Source organism: Brevibacillus jepli, assembly GCF_047229145.1.
Taxonomy (GTDB): domain Bacteria; phylum Bacillota; class Bacilli; order Brevibacillales; family Brevibacillaceae; genus Brevibacillus.
Genome location: NZ_JBFEFW010000009.1, coordinates 20,922 through 36,356 on the forward strand (window position 1 = coordinate 20,922; position 15,435 = coordinate 36,356).

Annotated in this window: 13 protein-coding genes and 2 riboswitches; of the genes, 3 read left to right on the forward strand and 10 right to left on the reverse strand. The window is 50.6% G+C overall.

Annotated elements, in window-relative coordinates:
* Nucleotides 1-18 precede the first annotated feature (18 nt).
* The 3 genes from AB1L17_RS11510 to AB1L17_RS11520 form a co-directional block, all read right to left on the reverse strand.
* Nucleotides 19-2,217: an ATP-binding protein gene (locus AB1L17_RS11510; protein WP_412845129.1), complete on the reverse strand. Its 2,199-nt coding sequence runs from the start codon at nt 2,215-2,217 to the stop codon at nt 19-21.
* On the reverse strand, nt 2,214-3,338 hold the full coding sequence (locus AB1L17_RS11515; RefSeq protein WP_412845128.1) for a metallophosphoesterase family protein: 1,125 nt from the start codon (nt 3,336-3,338) through the stop codon (nt 2,214-2,216). Before AB1L17_RS11515 ends, AB1L17_RS11510 begins: the two co-directional genes overlap by 4 nt.
* Nucleotides 3,339-3,475: 137 nt before the next feature.
* Nucleotides 3,476-4,027, reverse strand: coding sequence for a DJ-1/PfpI family protein (locus tag AB1L17_RS11520; RefSeq protein ID WP_412845127.1), 552 nt, complete (start codon nt 4,025-4,027; stop codon nt 3,476-3,478).
* A gap of 186 nt (nt 4,028-4,213) precedes the next feature.
* Here AB1L17_RS11520 and AB1L17_RS11525 point away from each other — a divergent pair, with 186 nt between their 5' ends.
* From AB1L17_RS11525 to AB1L17_RS11535, 3 genes are all read left to right on the forward strand, one after another.
* Nucleotides 4,214-5,218, forward strand: coding sequence for a M23 family metallopeptidase (locus tag AB1L17_RS11525; RefSeq protein WP_412845126.1), 1,005 nt, complete (start codon nt 4,214-4,216; stop codon nt 5,216-5,218).
* Nucleotides 5,219-5,291: 73 nt separating this feature from the next.
* Nucleotides 5,292-5,900 (forward strand): TetR/AcrR family transcriptional regulator, encoded by a 609-nt coding sequence (locus tag AB1L17_RS11530; protein WP_412845125.1) that lies wholly within the window; start codon nt 5,292-5,294, stop codon nt 5,898-5,900.
* A 20-nt stretch (nt 5,901-5,920) separates the two neighbouring features.
* Entirely contained in the window at nt 5,921-7,453 is a 1,533-nt protein-coding gene (locus tag AB1L17_RS11535) for an aldehyde dehydrogenase family protein (protein WP_412845124.1), read from the forward strand.
* A 23-nt stretch (nt 7,454-7,476) separates the two neighbouring features.
* On the opposite strand, the gene AB1L17_RS11540 is transcribed toward AB1L17_RS11535, so the two are convergent.
* The 7 genes from AB1L17_RS11540 to ribD form a co-directional block, all read right to left on the reverse strand.
* The gene (locus AB1L17_RS11540; protein ID WP_412845123.1) at nt 7,477-8,595 is read right to left on the reverse strand and encodes a Ger(x)C family spore germination protein; all 1,119 of its coding nucleotides are present in this window, start codon (nt 8,593-8,595) and stop codon (nt 7,477-7,479) included.
* Nucleotides 8,592-9,680, reverse strand: a complete 1,089-nt coding sequence (locus AB1L17_RS11545; RefSeq protein WP_412845122.1) for a GerAB/ArcD/ProY family transporter — start codon at nt 9,678-9,680, stop codon at nt 8,592-8,594. The genes AB1L17_RS11540 and AB1L17_RS11545 overlap by 4 nt, the downstream gene beginning before the upstream one ends.
* Nucleotides 9,681-9,685: 5 nt before the next feature.
* Nucleotides 9,686-11,188, reverse strand: coding sequence for a spore germination protein (locus AB1L17_RS11550; protein ID WP_412845157.1), 1,503 nt, complete (start codon nt 11,186-11,188; stop codon nt 9,686-9,688).
* Between the two features lie 127 nt (nt 11,189-11,315).
* On the reverse strand, nt 11,316-11,780 hold the full coding sequence (gene ribH, locus AB1L17_RS11555) for a 6,7-dimethyl-8-ribityllumazine synthase (protein WP_412845121.1): 465 nt from the start codon (nt 11,778-11,780) through the stop codon (nt 11,316-11,318).
* An 18-nt stretch (nt 11,781-11,798) separates the two neighbouring features.
* Nucleotides 11,799-12,998 carry a bifunctional 3,4-dihydroxy-2-butanone-4-phosphate synthase/GTP cyclohydrolase II gene (locus AB1L17_RS11560; protein ID WP_412845120.1) on the reverse strand — a complete coding sequence of 400 codons (1,200 nt, stop codon included), beginning with the start codon at nt 12,996-12,998 and terminating at the stop codon, nt 11,799-11,801.
* A gap of 16 nt (nt 12,999-13,014) precedes the next feature.
* Nucleotides 13,015-13,671 (reverse strand): riboflavin synthase, encoded by a 657-nt coding sequence (locus AB1L17_RS11565; RefSeq protein WP_412845119.1) that lies wholly within the window; start codon nt 13,669-13,671, stop codon nt 13,015-13,017.
* A gap of 20 nt (nt 13,672-13,691) precedes the next feature.
* Complete coding sequence (gene ribD / locus AB1L17_RS11570; RefSeq protein ID WP_412845118.1) at nt 13,692-14,798, reverse strand: bifunctional diaminohydroxyphosphoribosylaminopyrimidine deaminase/5-amino-6-(5-phosphoribosylamino)uracil reductase RibD; 1,107 nt, start codon at nt 14,796-14,798, stop codon at nt 13,692-13,694.
* A 231-nt stretch (nt 14,799-15,029) separates the two neighbouring features.
* Nucleotides 15,030-15,175, reverse strand: a riboswitch (FMN riboswitch).
* A gap of 111 nt (nt 15,176-15,286) precedes the next feature.
* A riboswitch (FMN riboswitch) is annotated at nt 15,287-15,435 on the reverse strand.

A 15,435-nucleotide genomic window follows, 5' to 3' on the forward strand; every position in this document is an offset into this window, starting at 1 on the left:
TTCCTGCCTCGGAAACAATTACCCAATCCGATGCACGGCATGGCGGTTCCCTTGGCGAAACAATGGCTCGAGCATGCGGAGCTCTCGCTCATGACAAGTGAAAAGAAACACTTGTTGTTCCTGTGCCAGCATGGCTACATAATCTAGCGTACGGTGCAGTCGTTCTTCATCATAATGAACAAAATGATCATCGAAAAAGAGCGGTAATGGCCCTGATTGCTTGCTGGCGTGATGCACCAAAGCCAAACGTTGGGCAAGGTATAGCTGATCAATTGTCCCCGTAGAGCATTGGTCTTGCTCCAGCACCATTTGTCTATTCGGTTCCAGCAAACGGACAGCAAAACCGTCACGCGGGTCCAGCCTGACATCCTGGTACGCCCCTGCTGTAATATGGTCAATAATCTCGGAAGCCTGTTGATTCACAGCGGGCGTGCTATCCCGTTTCCATTCTCCTACTGCGTCCTGCAACGTATCCCTGGCCAATTGAAGAGCATCTCGCTTCCTTTGCAGCTGACGAAGTACTTCTTGCGCTTCCTCATGCTCATCCGTTGCACGCGATAATGACAGGGTCTCGTGAACCGTCATCTCACCATTGCCTCTGGCCAATTGTTCACGCAACCCTTGCAGTCTCTCCTCGATCTTTATCATTTCCATTCGCCATTTGCCCTGCTCCGTCTCAAGCTCGCTTTTTTCCTGATCAAGCAAGGTCCGAAGCGCCTCACCCCAGCTTGCTGACAGCTCAGCCTCTTGCTTCGTTTTCGCCACCTCCGACAGAAGCTGCTCGGATTGTTGAGTGCGTGTGCTTTTCAGTAGCTCTTCCCGTCTTTTCAAAAATGTATCCCAATCACTCGCTCCCCATTTTTGAACGAGTGCGCTTCGTTCAGCATCGAGTACAGCAATCTCTTCTTGTACTCTTTGACTTTCTTGTACCGTGTTATTTTCTGCTGCCTGTCTCTGCCCGCCTGTATTTCCTTTTACCCGAAGCAAGAGAATCCCCAGCCCGAACAGCAACACAGCGAATATAGCAGAAAGTCCTCCAAGCACGGGATGTCCAGTCAGGAATCCGATGAGGCCAAAAACGGTAAGCACACCTGCACTGCCCCATATAAGAGCAGCACCCCGCCTCCTTTTTGCCTGATTCCCTTGTCTATTCGAACGTGATGCTGTACTTCGCGAGCCTGTCGACAGGGCAGCAACAGCCAAGCTTGCCAAGTGCATATGCCGCTCTTCACGCTGTTTGAGCAGTTGTACGCCTTTTTCATAGTCTTGCTGCAAGGATTCATGACGGTCATCCACCTGCCGAACAGCGACAGTCTGCGTGTTTAGTTGAGCCAAACTACGCTTGGCCTCTTCGTGAATAGCCAATTCTTCCTCTGAGCGAGCCGTATGCTCCCACCACGCCCAGTCTTGTTGGATGACGGGAGCATGGCTTCGTTGCCAGCGCTCCTGAAGCTCTTTGGCTTGTTCGGTTGAGCGATCCAGACGCTGCTGCAATCGGCTTCGACGCAGCTCTAGTTGCTGACTTTCTTCTTTCGCTTCCGCCATTTGCAGTGTCAGTTGGCTGATCGCTCTCCAAGCTGCTTTTGCATTCTCCATTTCCTGCTCTTTTTGTGCAACCTTCGTCGCGGCCCTTCCCAAGAGCGTATTTTCGGCCCGCTCTTTTTTGCCGATGCCCGTAAGCTCGCGATCCAGTTCCGCCACTATTTGCTGGACAGCTGGATTGGCTTCTTCCGCAGTCGCAAAGGTCGGAATCAAATGCTCTGCCGCTTGCAGAGGCTCCCGTCTGATCCACGTCAAATCCGTAAATAGGCTGCGTGTCAGACCCGTATGCTTCTCAATAAAATTCCGTTCCTTGCGCCTGTCCTCCATGTAAATATCGGTCAGCTCTGTCCATTCAGGGTCCAAAAAGAGGCGTGCTTCTTCGCGCTCCTTCGTCAACTGACGATGCAAGCGATAGGTTTTTCCCGCCAATTCGTACGAAATGATCGTTTCGTAAGCGCCACTCTGCCATGGTCGGTATTTTTCATATTCAGGCAAGTACCGCGCCGATTTGACGTAATCGCGCTTCATTCCATACAAGGCAGCGAATATGCCTTGCAGCACGGTTGATTTTCCAGACTCATTGGGTGCATAGAACAAATTGATCCCGGGAGCGAAGCGAAAGGAAGCATCCTGCCATTTTCCGAAGCCCTTTAAAACCAGCTCCTCGATTCTCATCGAATGGTCCCTCCAATCCGTGCCAAAGCCTCTTGCTTGGCTAACCTCACTATCTCTCGCTCGTCCTCATTTTGTGCGCGGGACTCCGCCTCTGCCAGCTTGGAAAGCCACCTCCCCCACACGCCACCTTCTGCAATCAGCTTGTCCTCATCCACGTCAGGCCATGTCCGATCTGTAAGCTGCAGCACAAAAAAACGGGAGAATCGCTGTTGAAGTACCGATAGAGGTGGCTGAAAATGTGCCGCACGCTCCCCTGTCAGTGTGACGTACAGCATGTTCGAATCCTCTTCCCCTGCAAGCTGCTGCTCCATCCAATCGATGAGCTGCTCAGTCGTTTCGACTCCTTTTACCTCGATTTCCAGCTTGCGAATTTTGCGTGCCTGCACAGGAATCGCCGTGAGCTGCAATCTTCCCTGATGATCCAGCTCTCCATACAGGACATTTCGTTCTCCTGCTTCCTTGCTCGTCAAGCCTTCTGGAGAACCCGGGTAAGCAGCAAATGGCTGTTTTTTGACGGGATGCATGAATTGCTCTGGCTTGTGAATGTGTCCCATCGCGACGTAATCCATCCCCGTCTGTACGAGCTGCTGCAAAGTCACTGGCGCATACGGATGATGCTCCTCTCCTGCATTGGTGAGCACGCTGGCATGCAGAACCATTAGATGATGCGCATAGCCTTCCAATCTGCCTGGAAACGTATCGAGTGGCGACTCGTACACATGTGGCTGCCCGAAGCCCCACCCGTATATGACACATGACTTTTCCGGAAACTCATACACGCCCCACTCCGGTGTAAACCAGTAGACGTTCCCCGACCATTCCAATGTTTGATAAAACGAATCTGCTCGCCACGGATCGTGATTGCCTGGTGCGATCACGACAGGGGTTGGTGCGATACTTGCGAATAGATCACGTAAAAACATCGCAGTTGATCGTCTTCCCCCGTGGTATTCGAGCAAATCTCCAGCAATGAGCCAGAAGTCAGCCTCTTTATCGCAGACGAGGTCACGAATTTTTGTCATGGTGCGGCGAAAATCATCCTGACGCAGCTCATAGCGCTCTCCCAGCATTTGAAGCGGTGCATCCAGATGGACGTCCGCTGTATGTATAAATGACAGCACAATCTTTCCACTCCTCACATGAAACAGACGAACATACTTTCCCTTTATGATACAGAGGAAAAGGCTGGATGAAAAGATCTGTACGAACGAAAAAAACTTCCGCCAGATGAGTGACGGAAGTTCTAGAATCTTGGTGGTTATTTCAGCAAACGGAGGAATTCACGCATGAAGCCTGGCAAGTCTGGCCATGCATGTCCGGAAACGAGATTGCCATCGACATGGAGTGTTTCTGTTTGGTAAATCGCGCCGCACGCCTCTACATCCGGTCTGCATGCCTGATAAGCTGTCATTTCACGGCCTGCTAAATGCTCGCGGACAATGGTCAATACTTGAGAGCCATGGCAAATGGCAGCGACTGGCTTGTTGGCTTCGAAAAAATGCGCAACAATCGTCTTCAGATGTACATTCAGCCTGATATGCTCAGGTGCTCGTCCGCCCGGAATAATCAATGCGTCGAACGCCTCTGGATTAATGTCTGAGAATGCAGCATGGGCGGGAAGCTGATAAGCCGGCTTTTCCGTGTACGTCTCACTGTGTGCTTCGAAATCATGGCAAACGGTGTGCAGGGTTTTCACGCTGGGTGCTGCAATTACCGTTTCAAACCCTTCTTCCAGGCAGCGGTAATACGGATAGAAAACTTCCAGTGCCTCTACGGCGTCCCCTGTTACAATCAACACTTTTTTGCTCATCACACAGCCTCCTTATGACGGGTTTTTAAGGAATACACTCCTCTCGTTTTCAATTCTTTGGATGTACGCTGTGCTCCTGCCTCTTTTACCGTAAATTAACAAAACTTTCTTCCAAAAGTATCTTGGATAATCCACTTCAACTGGCAGAAACTACAACAAAAGACTACTAGGCTGGAGGGAGACGGCATGCGAGTTTTCCGCCTAATCATTCAGATCAGCTTGTGCGTGATTGCAGCTATTTCTCCACTAGAATCCGTCGCCGGAATCGCTCCATCCGCCAATGGGCAAGACCCCGTTCTTCAGCAGCGCTTGCAGCTTTTTCAGCGATTGGAATCGATGTACGGCATTCCGTGGAATTACATAGCTGCTATAGATCAATACGAGCGCACCATGAAAATCCGCAGGAAGAAGCAGGAAGAAACAAAGGTCTCTCGTCTGACTGCCGTGGACATTCCCAGTGATCGCTGGGCTGGTGCGTTCAATCCCGATGCCGAGGACACCAATCTGATATCGATCCAGTTCTTTCAGGGGCTCGGGATGGATGGAGATGGCGATGGGATCGCGGATCGCCACAATGATCTCGATGCACTCACTACTCTCATTCACTACCTATCCGAATACGGCTTCTCCCATGAAGATTGGCAAATCGGTCTCTGGTCATACTACCAGCGCGATCGGTCCGTGAAGACGATTAGGCAGTTTGCCCAGGTGTATGGGAAGTATCAGCATCTTCAGCTAGATGAACGTCATTTTCCCATTCCAGCGAGGTACGAATACAGCTATCGCAGTACATGGGGGGCTCCTCGAGGCTGGGGTGGACGACGTATCCACGAAGGCACCGATATTTTTGCGAGTCACGGCACACCAGTACTTAGCACAGCATACGGCGTCATTGAGGTAATTGGCTGGAACCGGTTTGGCGGATGGCGAATCGGCATGCGTGACATGGGCAATGTGTATCATTATTTTGCACATCTGTCCTCGTTCAAAAAGGGCATGAAGCCCGGTGACATCGTGGAGCCAGGGGAAGTTATCGGATATGTCGGCAGCTCTGGATACGGGAAGCCCGGTACATCTGGCAAATTCCCTCCGCATCTGCATTACGGTATGTATCGGGAAACAGGCGGCGCAGATTGGTCATTCGATCCTTATCCCTATTTAAGACGTTGGGAACGACAAAAGAAGCGGTAATGAAGCCGCTTCTTTTTTATGGTACAATAAAGTCAGAAAAACTGGACAGTCGTCCAAAAAAAGAGGTGAGAAGGTGCCTCTCCCAAAAAAAGCAGAAGCAAAACGGGCTTTTTTGATCGAGCAAGCTACTGCTTGTCTGGCCGAAAAAGGGTACGCCCATGTTTCCTTGCGTGATATTGCCAAGGAATCTGGCGTCTCACTCGGCATTTTGCATTATTATTTTGCAAGCAAGGAGGAGCTGCTGCTCGCTGTCATCTCTGGCTACAAGGGACGATTTATTGAGGAATTGGAACGGGAAGTAATTGCTGCTCCGTCAGGCGAATGGTCTGGTGCTTTAGCCCGAGTCTTAAGCCGGAGCCTGCAAGAAGATCGCAAGCTGCATCGACTCTGGTATGACTTACAAGTACAGGCCATGTACGTTCCTGCTTTTAGTGAGCAGGTAAAAGACATCCGTGCCCGGCTGCATAGTCTCATCGCTCGCATGCTGGTACGTTTGCAGCACGAAGAGCAAACTGTCTTGACCATTGACGAAGAATCTGCAATCTCGCTCATTTACTCTGCAATCGACGGATTCCTTTTTCAATTTTTGCTCGATGAGCTACAGAGACCGGAAGAAGCGATTGCCCGTTTTGAACTGGCCATTTCCCATTTGATGCTTACACTCTTCTCTTCTGAATCTTAATCCCCTTAACGAGGTGAATGATGATGGCAAACATGTCCATGCAAAATCCCGCCACTGGCGAGCTGCTTGGCTCCTTGCAGGAAGCAACTCCACAACAAGTAGAAGACGCAATGACACGTGCACGTCTAGCCTTTCCAGCTTGGTCCACCACATCCTTGGCCGAGCGTCTGAGCTATTTGACGAAGTTGCGGCACTATTTAGTCGATCACGGCGAAGAAATCGCCCGTAAAATTAGTGAAGCTACCGGAAAAGTCACATTGGAAGCGTACATGACTGAAATATTCGTAACGGTCGACACCATCCGCTTTTACGAAAAACATGCGTTTCAGATGCTGGCTGATCAGCCGGTACCGACCTCCCTCGTGCTGTGGCCAAAGAAATCGTATATCCACTACAAGCCAATGGGTGTGGTGGCAGTCATCTCTCCTTGGAATTATCCGTTTCAGCTTGCCATTATCCCTGTGCTATCCGCCCTTGTAGCAGGCAATACCGTGATTTTGAAACCATCTGAAGTGACTGCTTCTACCGGACTGCTCATAGAAGAGGTGTTTTCTGCCGTTTCCATGCCTGAAGGTGTCGTGACTATCTTGCATGGAGGACGCGAAGCAGGACAGGCGCTGGTAGCTGCGCGCCCGGATAAAATATTTTTTACAGGCTCTGTTGCAACAGGCAAAAAAATTATGGCGGCAGCCTCGGAGCATTTGATCCCCGTTGAACTGGAGCTTGGTGGCAAAGACCCGATGATCGTGTTTGAGGACGCTCATCTGGAACGGGCAGCGAATGGCGCGGTGTGGGGGGCATTTACGAACTCCGGACAGGTATGCATGTCTGTCGAACGGCTTTACGTGCATGAAAAGGTATATCCTGAATTTCTCAGACTGATCACCGAAAAGACAAAAGCATTGCGCCAAGGGTATCCGGATCAGGCGGAGGTCGGGTCGATGACTTCGCCGCAGCAAATCGAAATTGTCCGTGACCACGTAGATCAAGCACTGGCTGCGGGCGCGACCGCGGTCACCGGAGGACTTCCTTCCTCTGACAGCCTGTATATCACGCCAACCATTCTCACAAACATGACGTCTGACATGAAAATCATGCGGGAAGAGACATTTGGTCCTGTGCTGCCCATTATGACTTTTACCAGTGAAGAAGAGGCTATCCGCCTCGCAAACAGCTCACCGTACGGACTGAATGCCTCGGTATGGTCAGCTGATAAAGCAAAAGCGGATCGCGTAGCTCGTAAGCTCGACAGCGGCAATGTCTGCATCAACGATGTCATCATCAGCTACGCTAATCCCCACCTTCCTTTTGGCGGGGTCAAGCAGAGCGGTATTGGCCGATATCGTGGTCCTTCGGGATTACAAGCCTTTACGCACAGCATATCTGTCATTCATGACCCCGGCACACGCAAGCGCGAGTTCAACTGGTATCCGTACACGAAGGACCAGGAGCTCACCTTCGTAGGTTTGACCAACCTGCTGTACGGCAAGCTCCAACATGTAAATCGCCGGAATTTGAGTGCGATCTGGCGCGAATTCAAGCGTTTGTTTTAGCTACACCGGATAGCCACTTTCCCTTATTTGAGTGTGCCAAAACCGACAATATCCACATGAACTTTGACGTTGAATCTAGCTTTTTTATAAAGGGCGAGACCCGTTTCCCGCGTCCATTTGCCATAGTGTTTTTGGCGAATGCTCTCCTCTAGCTGCGCCGGGTCAACCCCTTGCTTTTGAAAACGTACCAGCATATCCGTGCCTTCCTTTTTGATCCGTGTCTCAAGCTCTCGAACCAAGGTCCGAAACTGAGAACGCTTTTCCAAATCCCTGTTGCCTGAATAGCCCACCAGCATCCCTCTTACCCGAAGATCGATGTCGATGACAGGCTTTTTCAGGCTTCCCTTGCTTCTTACCTTCGTTTGTGCCCGAACAAAATCGAAGACGATCTTTTCCGTTTGTTTTTTACCTGCCTTCGCCTCGTGTTGAAACTCGAAGCTCATACGTGGCAAGCGTTCTCTTCCCAGCAACCCCTGAACCACCTTCCCTTCTCGCTGTGAATACAATCCGATCATCCTGTCCACTCGAAAAAGAGCCACCTTGAAGATCTGTATCTCTCCGTTAACGTGGATGAGATAAGGAAGATTGGGGTCCATCGTGTTGCTGGTCATCATAAATACAAAATCGTGAATGGTGGCAAAAGACGAAAAGGCCGTTTCCACTCGCGGACGGAGCAGGTTGTTCAAATACGTGTTGATTTCCGGCCTGTGGTTATAGGTTCCTTTGATGACATCTTTCGCTTTTCCTTTTACGACGGCTATGTATACATTTTCTCCTACAATCGGATTGCGATAGAGGTCAAGGATGACTTTTCCGATTCCTACTTTGCGGGCGTATTCTTCACTGAACAAAATCACACGCAATTGCGAGAGGGACATGGTCCTCTCTGCTTTTGTCGCGAGATTCAGCATCGCCTCGCTCGTCATCGTTGCATGAGTCGAGTACACCTGTGTTGTTTCCTTATTCTTGGCGGGTACCGGTACCGATACGGTGACATCTATCTTTTCACGATCCACATAATCGAAGCCCATAACCCCAATCATGGCCATGTCTTCCAGTGACGGCCGTTCGAGTTCGCGCCCACAACCGCAAAGGCAAAGCAAGAGGACAACCGTAGCGATGAACCAGCTCGCCCGCTTCATGATACCCGCTCTCCTCTACCGAACTTCAAGAAATGAAGCACTAACAAAAAAATCGGCCACAAGATCAGTCCATAGGCCATATAAACAGTCACCTTGTCATAAATGTAGCGTTGTTTTTCTACCGATAATGGCCCCACAATGAATAAAAACGAAAGGATTGTCGGTACAAGCAGATGCCACAGCCGTGTCTTTTCTGCCATTTCTTCAAGACCGGTACGCGCAACCCACAAATACCCCGTACTCGTGCTGAGAATAAGGAAGACCCAGAGGCCAATCCCGAGATTTTCGATCCGCTCCAAAAAAGACAGCTCTACAGCCTTGAACAAATTCAAAATGGGATAAATGAGATTGTCCATTTGCCATTCGGAAAAATAAGAGATGCTCGTGATCAAGATCATGACGTACAACAAAACAACGATCCATATCCCAATCAGCACATGCTTGTGTGCCTTGTTCTTCTCTTGGATATACGGGTAGAAAAACAGGACCAATTCATACCCAAGCATACTCGCGTAAGAATTGTGCACCGTTTCGGCTATGCTGCGCCAATCTGTATTAAAAAGAGGAAAAATATGCGTGATTCCTCCCTTTTGAAATCCATACTGCAAAAGAAAAATCATCCAGCCCGTAAAAAAGAACGTTAGCAGGCAAAAACGCGCGATCAATTTGATGCCGCCGTTTGTAATGTAGACCATGACCAATGTCAATCCAAGCAATGGCAATGTAGCTGTCTGATTGCTCAGCATGGAGGTTTGAACCAGCCTGACATATCCTTCATTGGCGGTAGATACATTCAGAATGGCGTAGACGATAATCAGGATATTGAAACAGCGTCCCAGCCATTTTCCCAACAGCTTTTCGTGAATCCGAAAAAGATTATCCTCTGGATAGCGACGGCACAAGGCCATCATCGGAAATAGCGTTAGGCTGACGATGCATCCCAGCAAAATCGGAGACCACCACAGATTGTAGCCCATTTTGCTTGCATGATGAGCCAGTCCGAGTAAATTAACCCCCACCATCGTATTCATAATCAATCCGATTACCAGGATCGGATTCAGGCTGTGAATTCTCCCTCTATCCATCTCCCCTAGTCCTCCCCAACTGGCCGGACTTGCTTCTGCTTTGGCCGGGACATGCGGCTGCGATTGACGATAAACCTCAAAGGTGCACGTACGAGACTATTCATCAGATCGGACCATTGACGCGGAACCCCCGGAGCCATGTACGGCGTTCCGAGCGAAGTCAGGTTGAGCAAGTGTCCAAACAAAAACGCCAGTGCCAGCATCTGGCCGTACATCCCCAATACGCCTGCCATCAAGATGAAACCATAGCGAACGAGCCGAATCGCATTACTCATCAAAAAATTGGGTGGCACAAAAGAAAGCAGTGCCGATACGGAAACAAGGACGATCAAGATATTACTGGCTAACCCCGCTTGTACAGAGGCTGTCCCGATCACGATACCGCCAACGATACCGATTGTCTGGCCGATTTTAGTCGGCATGCGTATCCCCGCTTCTCGCAGAATCTCGATGACGAGCTCAATAATGAGTACCTCGATCACGGGCGGAAAAGGCACCCGACTGCGCGATTCAGACAAAATCGTCAGCAAAGCGGGGGGAAGCATTTCTGGATGAAACGTCAATACAGATACGTAGCTGGATGTGAGCATAATCGTAATGAACAAACCGAAAAAGCGAATCATCCGCAGCAAGCTTGCCGTTGACCATCGATTGTAAAAATCTTCGGGGCTACTAAACATCTCCAGAAAGGAAGTCGGACAGATTGCGGCATCTGGACTGCCATTCAGCATGATCACGATCCTGCCATCCAACAGAGCTGCTGCTGCATTGTCTGGCCGACCTGTCAAGCCAAACTGCGGGAACGGAGAGTACGGCTTGTCCTCCAGCATTTGCTTTAATATAGGCATCCCGACAAATCCATGGTAAATGACGTTGTCGATCCTTTTTTTCACGCGTTCCACATTTTCCGCATTCGCGATATTGTCCAAATAAATGACAGCTACCTTGTTCTGCGTCACGGTGCCAATCGTGTAGCTCGATATTTTCAGATGAGGCGTAGCGAGTCTTCTCCTGATCAAAGACAAATTGATCTCCAGCATCTCAACAAAGGAGTCTTGCGGTCCAAGGACGGTCGCCTCCGTCTCTGACTTCGTAATGGAACGATGTGCGACCTGAAATGTATTCACATGCAGAATGAGATTCCTTTCGAGGAAAAACAAGATGGTATGACCGCGAAGCAAGTTACTTATCAACGTCTCCATATCGTCAAGGCGACATTCCTGTGAGAAAGGGAGCGCCTGCATCGGGTCTCTACCATCGGAACGCTGCAACGGAAGAAATACCGTCTCATATATTTGGGACACATCCACGAGCGTATCGAGAAAAAAAACGTGTACCTCCTCGTCATTCATCTTCAATGACAAGCTGCTGAGGTCATCCACGTTTTGCATGCGCTGTTTCACCATCTCTGGCGTAACTTGTTCACTTCGCCGCGCTTGCCCCGAATCGGTGCGCCGCTTTGCTTTTATTGCCTCTACTTGCGCTCTCCACCAATCAGTCGGCCTCAGGCTAGATCCCCCCTTTTTTTCAGGAAAATCTTTCTTACTTTGACCTGTCCGTGGCGATTTTATCCAAAAAAATAGAAAACGGGAGCCGAAGCCCCCGCCAAATGATTGAACGATTCATATGAATTGGTTACGCAAATTGCTTGGATAAATTGGCCATTTCAATCGCTGCCGCTGCTGCTTCCCACCCTTTGTTCCCTGCCTTGGTTCCTGCGCGCTCGATGGCTTGCTCGATATTGTCTGTAGTCAGTACGCCAAAAATAACAGGAATTCCGGTCGAAAGCGATAGGGCCGCGACACCTTTGGCTGTCTCATTGCAGACGTAATCGAAGTGCGGAGTCGACCCGCGAATGACAGCCCCCAACGTAACAACCGCATCATAGCGACCGGATTCCGCCATTTTTTTCGCGATCAACGGTATTTCAAATGCTCCCGGCACCCATGCCACATCGACATGCTCTTCCTCCACGCCATGGCGCTTCAAGGCATCGAGAGCGCCTCCCACCAGCTTGCTCACGATCAATTCGTTAAAGCGTCCAGCCACAATCCCAACACGCAAACCCGTTCCAACCAAATGTCCCTCGAATGTTCTCATTGCTTATTCCCTCTCCTTTTATCCGTGTAGATGAAGCAGGTGACCCAGCTTCTCTTGTTTTGTCGATAGGTAACGTTTGTTGTGCAGATGCTCAGGCATTTGAAGCGGCACCCGCTCTTCTACTTTTAGACCATATCCAGTGAGACCGCGGATTTTTCGTGGGTTGTTAGTCAAAAGCCGCATGTGCTGTACCCCTAAATCTCGCAAAATTTGCGCGCCGATACCGTAATCTCGCAGATCGGCGGCGAATCCAAGCCTTTCATTGGCCTCAACGGTGTCCAAGCCTTCCTCCTGCAGCTTGTAGGCACGCAGCTTATTAATCAAGCCGATCCCTCTGCCCTCCTGGCGCATATATAATAAAACGCCGCGTCCATGCGCTTCCATCTGCTCCAATGCAGCGTGCAGCTGCGGCCCGCAGTCGCAGCGATGGGAGCCAAAAATATCTCCGGTCAAGCACTCCGAGTGCACGCGAACAAGAATCGGCTCATCAGGCTCGATCTCTCCCTTAATGAGAGCCACATGCTCTTTGCCATCCAGCTCGTTCGTATAAGCCGCGATACGAAAATCACCGTAGGCGGTCGGGAGCTGCACTTCTATTTCCCGTTTCACGAAAGACTCTGTGCGCATCCGATACGCAATCAGGTCCGCAATTGTAATCAGCTTGAGATCGAAGCGGCGTGCGATTTCTACCAATTGCGGCAGACGTGCCATCGAGCCGTCTTCGTTCATGATTTCGCAAATAACTCCCGCCGGAATGCCCCCGGCCATGCGAGCCAAATCGACTGCCGCCTCCGTATGTCCCGCTCTGCGCAATACACCACCCGGCTTGGCGATCAACGGAAAGATGTGTCCCGGTCTGCGGAAATCTTCTGCCGTCTTATGATCATCGAGCATCGCCAACACGGTCAGGGAACGTTCTTGGGCGGATATCCCTGTGTGGGTACTCCTTTCATCAATGGACACAGTAAAAGCAGTCCCTTGCTTGTCCGTATTGGCATTCACCATCGGGCTGAGCTGCAAACGAGCAGCGTGCTCCTCCGTAACAGGTACGCAAACGAGTCCTCTGCCATGTGTGACCATGAAGTTGATCATTTCTGGTGTAGCCGCTTCGGCCATGCAGACAAAATCCCCTTCGTTTTCCCGATCTTCATCATCTACCACGATGACTGCCTTCCCCAGACGCAAATCTTCCAATGCTTCTTCTATGCGATGAAACATCCTTTTCCCCTCCTCATTACACGAAGCCGTTTTCCTGCAAAAAGGCTAGACTTAGTCCATCAGATTTTTGGTTACCGACATGGTTGTGGTAGCCTAACAGACGCTCTACATATTTGCCGATGACATCTGCTTCGAGATTGACCATATCCCCTGGTCGTCTGTCTGCTAGACTCGTATTCGCCAGCGTATGTGGAATGATCGAAACGGTAAAACGGCTGTTCTCCACGTCCACCACCGTCAAACTGATGCCATCTATGCAAATCGATCCACGGGCAATGACGTACTTCAACAGCTGCGAACTGGCTTCGATCTGAAACAATACGGCATTCGCATTCACCTCTCGTGACACAACCGTGCCAGTCCCATCCACATGTCCGGAGACGATATGTCCACCAAAACGATCACCCAGACGCATCGCTCTCTCCAGATTGACCCGCTGACCACTGCGTAATTGACGCAAGCTCGTCTTGTTCATCGTCTGCGGCATCACATCGACGCTAAACTGACGATTCGTATAAGAGGTAACGGTAAGGCAAATGCCGTTGACCGCGATGCTATCTCCGATCTTCACCCCTTCTAGCACCTGCTGTGCACGGATGATCAGTCGACTCGCTTGCTCGTTCCCTTGAATCGATTCCAATACGCCCACTTCTTCGACTAGTCCCGTGAACATGCTCTCTCCTCCTCATCTGGCTACGTCTGACCCTCCCATTGCGGGTACCCGACGATCTGTACATCCCCTTTTCCGATTGGAGTGATCGTGACATTTGTCAGCTGTACAGCTTCTCCCATCGTCGCAAAGCCTTTCCCACCGAATGGCGAGGGCGCGCTGCTTCCCCCGATGAGCTTTAGTGCGATATGGCTCACGACCTTTTGAATGGCTCTCGCCTGCAAAAAGGAGCCGTTTACTTCCTGTCCGCCTTCCACTAGCAACGAGGTGATCCCCAGTTCTCCCAGCGTATCCAGCACCTTTTCTACACGAATCGGCGCTTCCGTTGTGATGACCTTTACTCCTCTTTCCGTAAGCCGCTCCTGCTTTTCGCTTGGAGCAGCATCTGTCGTAAAGATCCATGTCTGCGCATCTGCATTCTGGACGACACGGGCATCCAGCGGAGTCCGTAAATGGCTGTCCAAAATCACTCGAACTGGCTGCTTTCCAAAACGTTGCTCTTCATGTCGTGCGGTCAACAGTGGGTCATCCGCGAGAATCGTCCCAACCCCAACCAGGATCGCATCGTGCTGCCTGCGCAGTTCATGCACCTCTGCCCGAGCCTCTGCTCCGGTGATCCACCGACTGTGTCCAGTGGACGAAGCGATTTTCCCGTCTAATGTGCTGGCTGTCTTTACCGTCACAAATGGACGTCTTGTCTGGATGAAATGGAAAAAGACTTCATTGAGCGCCTTCGCTTCCTCTTCTCCCACACCCACCAACACTTCCATTCCTGCTGCCCGCAGCAACTCCACTCCTCGTCCAGCTACCAATGGATTCGGGTCGAGCGTCGCTACAACGACACGACGTACTTCAGCTGCAATCAACGCCTCTGCACACGGAGGTGTTTTTCCGTAGTGACTGCAAGGCTCCAGTGTCACGTACACGGTCGCATCTTGCGCTTTTTCCCCGGCCATCCGCAGAGCGTGCACCTCAGCATGGGGTTCTCCTGCACACAGATGCGCCCCCATTCCAACGATGGTTCCATCCTTCACAATCACAGCTCCGACCATCGGATTCGGGCTGGTTTGACCTCGTGCCGATCGTGCCAGTTCCAGCGCCAAGTCCATGTACTTGCTGTCCTGTTCCATACCGCACTCCTTTCTGTTCCTGATTCCAGCCAAGCACAACGCAAAAAGCCCTCGAAACCTCAAAGCGTTTCAGGGCATAGGGAAAGAAGCCTTACCTCATCCGTTTTTAAGAAAACCTCTACCAAGGCCTCTTCGAGGGGGAGCGACCGCGTTTTAGCGGAAAGTTTTCATACGCTCCGGAATTTATTTTATAAATTCCTATACGTTCAAAAAAACAAATGAAGAAAGCACAAAAATCTTCTTTCATCCGGACTGTACCGTCGGCTCTGGACTTTCACCAGATCAGTCGCTTCCATGCGTGGTCAGCGAGTCGCGGGCTCAGACGTACGTTCGTCATTACCGCCGGTCAGGAATTGCACCTTGCCCTGAAGATTGTCGCTATGAAGTTTTATGAAAAACAAAAACGCCCGTGAATGATATACTCAGGGCGTTGAGAAAGAAGCCTTGCTCCAACCGTTTTTCGAAAAAACAGCTGATAAGGCTATTCCAAATACCTTCTCCCATCCGGACTGTACCGTCGGCCTTGGATTTGCACCAAGTCAGTCGCTATCAACTACTTTCGATAGCGAGTCGCGGGCTCAGACGTGCGTTCGTCATTACCGCCGGTCGGGAATTGCACCCTACCCTGAAGGCTGGT

Excerpts from the sequence above, each read along its gene's own strand:
- ribH (WP_412845121.1), bottom strand. The coding sequence starts at position 11,780 with ATGAGAACATTCGAGGGACATTTGGTTGGAACGGGTTTGCGTGTTGGG.
- AB1L17_RS11535 (WP_412845124.1), top strand. The coding sequence starts at position 5,921 with ATGATGGCAAACATGTCCATGCAAAATCCCGCCACTGGCGAGCTGCTT.
- AB1L17_RS11525 (WP_412845126.1), top strand. The coding sequence starts at position 4,214 with ATGCGAGTTTTCCGCCTAATCATTCAGATCAGCTTGTGCGTGATTGCA.
- AB1L17_RS11510 (WP_412845129.1), bottom strand. The coding sequence starts at position 2,217 with ATGAGAATCGAGGAGCTGGTTTTAAAGGGCTTCGGAAAATGGCAGGAT.
- AB1L17_RS11545 (WP_412845122.1), bottom strand. The coding sequence starts at position 9,680 with ATGGATAGAGGGAGAATTCACAGCCTGAATCCGATCCTGGTAATCGGA.
- ribD (WP_412845118.1), bottom strand. The coding sequence starts at position 14,798 with ATGGAACAGGACAGCAAGTACATGGACTTGGCGCTGGAACTGGCACGA.
- AB1L17_RS11540 (WP_412845123.1), bottom strand. The coding sequence starts at position 8,595 with ATGAAGCGGGCGAGCTGGTTCATCGCTACGGTTGTCCTCTTGCTTTGC.
- AB1L17_RS11565 (WP_412845119.1), bottom strand. The coding sequence starts at position 13,671 with ATGTTCACGGGACTAGTCGAAGAAGTGGGCGTATTGGAATCGATTCAA.
- AB1L17_RS11520 (WP_412845127.1), bottom strand. The coding sequence starts at position 4,027 with ATGAGCAAAAAAGTGTTGATTGTAACAGGGGACGCCGTAGAGGCACTG.
- AB1L17_RS11560 (WP_412845120.1), bottom strand. The coding sequence starts at position 12,998 with ATGTTTCATCGCATAGAAGAAGCATTGGAAGATTTGCGTCTGGGGAAG.